This is a genomic window from Nitratireductor sp. XY-223, from assembly GCF_004959855.1.
Lineage (GTDB): Bacteria > Pseudomonadota > Alphaproteobacteria > Rhizobiales > Rhizobiaceae > Hoeflea_A.
In genome coordinates, this window is record NZ_SPNT01000056.1 from 1 (window position 1) to 1,297 (window position 1,297).

Consider the following 1,297-nt stretch of genomic DNA (forward strand, 5'->3'; position numbering starts at 1 on the left):
CTCCTATGATGATTGTCCAGCAGGATTGTTCTGTCCCGCGATTTTGAATGCCGGAAAGTCATCGAAGACCCAGCCGTTTTTCAGTGTGTCGTAGATGATCGCGAGCAACTTGCGCGCTGTGGCGATGATTGCCTTGCCGGCCCCGCGCCGGGCTTTGATCCGTTGGTAGAAGGCATTGAGGTAGCCCGAGTAACGAATGGCAATGAACGTGCACTGAACCAGCGTGGTGCGCATCAGTTTGTTCCCGCGTTTGGTGATCCGGCCCCGGTTGTCAGTCTCGCTTGACTGGCTGACGCGGGGGACAATGCCCACATAGGCGGCCAATTTGTCCGCGTCTTCGAAGTCATCGACGTTGCCTATGCCGGAGAGGAATACGGCTGCCGCGCGCGGCCCGACACCCTTGATCGAGATCAGCCCGTCATATCCGTCCATGGCCTCAGCGGCGGAGGCGATCTCGCGATCAAGTTCGGCGATTGCATCCGTCAGGCTGAGCGCCTGATCGCGCACGATGCGCAGTTCCACCTGTTCGAGGCTGGAGAACCGGCCGGTCTCCAGGGCATTGAGCCGTCGCTTCGAGCCCAGGCTTTCCTTCTTCAGCTTGATGCCGTGGCGGGTGTGGAGCGCGTGGATCTTGTTCAAAAGCCGGGTGCGCTGCTTGACCAGAAGGTCGCGCGTGTGGGTCAGCGACGCCAGTTCGCCTTCGGCCACCGTTTTGACGCGGGTCTCAGGCAGCATGTCCTTTGACAGAAAGAAGGCCAGGGCCCGGGCGTCGTTTCTGTCCGTCTTCTTCACCGACCTGCGGATCACGCCGAACTGCTTCGGGTTGACCACCACCACACGGCCAACGCAGGCGATCACTTCGTCGCGGAACCAGGCCGAATTGCCCGTCGCTTCCACGGCGACCTCATCGTCCGCATCAAGGCTCAGGCAGAACCGGTCCAGATCGGCCGCTGCCAGCTGGCAGGTTTCAAAAACCTCGTTGCCGTCCGCGGCAAGGCGGCAGACCGTGAAAGACGTCGTGTGGAGATCGACACCGATGAAAGCCATTGCTAAAATCCTCTCGTTGGCGGGAGGCGGAACCCTGCAAAGGGGTGTGAACGGCCAGGCCAAACTCCTATACGAGGTCACCGGGTCGAACCGGGCCTCATGCTGGTCGTTCGGATGCAGGCGGCGGGTAATCTCCTGTACAGGGTCGCAATGCCCTAAAAAGACATCCAGCCTGCAGCCTATCCGCCTATCCCGGCACTCTAGCCGAGTCGGGATGCATGACCGCTCACACCCCATTCATGCCATCTCC

Annotated in this window: 1 protein-coding gene; it reads right to left on the minus strand. The window is 60.7% G+C overall.

Features of this window, described 5'->3' with window-relative positions:
• Positions 1-3 precede the first annotated feature (3 nt).
• On the minus strand, positions 4-1,047 hold the full coding sequence (locus tag E4M07_RS28965) for an IS110 family transposase (protein ID WP_136661894.1): 1,044 nt from the start codon (positions 1,045-1,047) through the stop codon (positions 4-6).
• Positions 1,048-1,297 lie beyond the last annotated feature (250 nt).